The organism is Pedobacter sp. (assembly GCF_035317785.1).
Taxonomy (GTDB): domain Bacteria; phylum Bacteroidota; class Bacteroidia; order Sphingobacteriales; family Sphingobacteriaceae; genus Pedobacter.
Map to the genome: position 1 here is coordinate 1 of NZ_DATHGC010000364.1, position 2570 is coordinate 2570.

Here is a 2570-nt window from a genome sequence, read left to right on the forward strand (position 1 = left end):
CCGGCCTCTGCAAGCAAGCGGGCGGCTTTTTTTGGGTCATAGTGATAACCCTTTACAGCAGTGCTGTCAAATCCCGGCATCCCCTGCGGAATAAAACCTGAAGTGGCCGGTATACCTATGCCATTGCGCAGGTATTTGATCAGTTTTGCCCTGTCGATTGCATAGTTGATGGCCTGACGCACTTTTTTATACCGCAACGGAGAATGTTTGGTGATTGCAATATTGGTGTCGACTAAAATGCCTATGTACTCCGTGCATAAATAAAGCCCCTTGCGCAGTATAAATTTGCCTTTGTACTTCGCTGTCATTTTTCCGCTCTTGGTCAGGATGTCATCCCGATAGCTGCCGTCAACCTTATCAAAAAAATCAAGCTCCTTTTTAATAAAGTTCATGAATGCACTTTGCTTATCGCTGATGAATGTGATTTTTACGGCATCAAGAAAAGGCAGCTGGTCCTTGCCCTGTTTTTCCCAGTAATGTTCGTTTTTCAGTAAAACCAGTATTTCATCTTCTTTCCAGTACCGGAATTTAAAAGGGCCGGTGCCTACCGGATGACTGCGAAAATCCTTTCCGTAGTGATCTACAATTTCCTTTGGTACCACCGAGCAATATTGGGTAGTCAGCAGGTTCATGAAGGCCGGAAAGGGTTTGATCAGTTTGATTTGAAACGTAGTGTCGTTGATTGCAATGAAGTTGCTGATGCCTTTGACCTTATCGCCAAATATCCAGCCGCCGGAGGAAGCTACTTTGGGATCAATAAGGCGGTAGAAACTATATACAAAATCTGCAGCAGTGACTTTGCGGCCTTTGCCGTTTGGAAACAGCTCGTGGTCGTGAAAATATACGTCTTCACGCAAATTGAAAGTATAGGTAAGTTTGTCTGCTGAAATCTGCCAGGTCTTTGCGATACAGGGCTTCGTATTTAAAGCGCTGTCTATCTGTACCAGTCCGTTAAAGATCTGGTTGATCATCCATATTGCGTTTTGATTGCGTGCAAAAGCAGGATCCAGCGAGGTTAGATTTTGATCCAGATTCATATTGAATACCTTCTTGCCATCATCTGAAGAAGAATGTCCGCAGGAAAGGATGCAGGTCAGTAATAAGGCTGAAAAAAGATGGGCGATGATACGGTGCATCAGCATAGGAATACTAATTTTGCACAAAATAATAAATAAATCGGTATGTCTTTTTTAAATGCGGTGATAAATAAGCTGGAGGATGAGGTCTTGCGCGAATATTTGCAGGAACGGGTGGAAATTGTACAGCATAAGATCAAGTTTATGGACCGCGTAATGGTTGCTGTCCTGAATGCCAAAAATGAGCTTGACACTGATCTTGAATGGCTGATCAATGCTGCCGGAGGCGAGCTTCAGGATGACCCTGTCAATGCCGGGGTGGTTATTTATTATGAAGATGGTGTGGGCATACTGGAGTTAATGGGCGTTGTCCCTGCTATGCTGCATGCGGAATGGCCATCGGTAGCATACAACAGGGTTTACCTGCTCGATGACCAGTCAATTGGATCAGTCAGTGCTGAACGTGCTGTTGATGTGCTGGAAGATCTTGCGGAAATGCTGCATCCGGGTTATTTTGTATTCGGGAATGAGGGGAAAACCTGGATCAGTTTTAAAACGCAATAAATTTATCCATCTGCTGGTCAGTAAATTTAAGTGTATCCTCTTTAAAAAAATTGCCCTGTTCATCCAGTTCCATTCTGATGGCGGCAATGTGCAGCCTTAAGGGCAGGACATTGAGGTGAAGGTAGCTGCAGACACCGCCAAAATGATCGATCCCCCTGATGTTACCATATTTTCCTGAGGATACGCCTACCAGTGCAGCTTTTTTGTCGTAAAAGCTGTCCGGAAAATTGCATGCATCTATGAAAGTTTTGAGAACACCTGGAAAACTGCCATTGTATTCGGGTATGATGAACAGGAATTTGGTCGTTTGTGCGATCATTTCCTGGATGGCTTCAAACTCAGGGCTGCGCTTTCCGTAGAGATCGGAAGAAATGAGTGTCGGGGGCAGGTCCTCCAGGTTAAAAAGATGGGTTTCCAGGCCTTTTAGCTTCAGTATCTTTTGATAATATTTAGCAACTTTAAGCGTATTACTTGAAGGTCTGTTTGTGCCTGATATGATCGTAACCATGTATAAATTGTTAATAAGATGTGTAAAACACTTATGGCTTTAATGCTAGTTTTGCCTTTTAGTTTGTATCTTAGCTATTCGTTAAAATATGCCTGAATCATCGCAAAAATAGCATTTTTTATAGATTTACCACGAGTAAAAGCAAGCCTTAAACGAATAATTGAAATTATTAATAAGATAGATGAGTAAAATTATTGCACTGGCAAATCAGAAAGGCGGAGTAGGTAAAACTACCTCATCGATCAATCTGGCCGCAAGTTTAGCCGTACTGGAATACAGGACCTTATTGGTTGATGCCGATCCCCAGGCCAATTCTACTTCGGGAATCGGATTTGATCCAAGAAGCATCAAGAACAGCATTTATGAGTGTATCATCAATGATGTGGAGCCTTCCGAAGCCATTCAAAAAACAGACACCCCGA

4 protein-coding genes are annotated in these 2570 nt (G+C 43.0%); 2 read left to right on the forward strand and 2 right to left on the reverse strand.

The features are described 5' to 3' along the window. A partial coding sequence (locus VK541_RS22805; protein ID WP_324372881.1) for an ABC transporter substrate-binding protein occupies positions 1 to 1142 on the reverse strand: 1142 nt, incomplete at its 3' end. 39 nt (positions 1143 to 1181) lie between these two features. Between VK541_RS22805 and VK541_RS22810 the strand changes: the two genes are divergently transcribed. Then, complete coding sequence (locus tag VK541_RS22810; RefSeq protein ID WP_324372882.1) at positions 1182 to 1640, forward strand: hypothetical protein; 459 nt, start codon at positions 1182 to 1184, stop codon at positions 1638 to 1640. Here the strand turns inward: VK541_RS22810 and VK541_RS22815 are convergent. Beyond that, the gene (locus tag VK541_RS22815) at positions 1627 to 2148 is read right to left on the reverse strand and encodes an NAD(P)H-dependent oxidoreductase (protein ID WP_324372883.1); all 522 of its coding nucleotides are present in this window, start codon (positions 2146 to 2148) and stop codon (positions 1627 to 1629) included. The two genes, VK541_RS22810 and VK541_RS22815, sit on opposite strands and share 14 nt — an antisense overlap. Before the next feature lie 181 nt (positions 2149 to 2329). Between VK541_RS22815 and VK541_RS22820 the strand changes: the two genes are divergently transcribed. Next, positions 2330 to 2570 (forward strand): ParA family protein (locus tag VK541_RS22820; protein ID WP_324372884.1); only part of this gene is annotated, 241 nt, incomplete at its 3' end.

Coding starts and splice junctions, on each gene's coding strand:
- VK541_RS22815 (WP_324372883.1), bottom strand. CDS start 2,148: ATGGTTACGATCATATCAGGCACAAACAGACCTTCAAGTAATACGCTT.
- VK541_RS22810 (WP_324372882.1), top strand. CDS start 1,182: ATGTCTTTTTTAAATGCGGTGATAAATAAGCTGGAGGATGAGGTCTTG.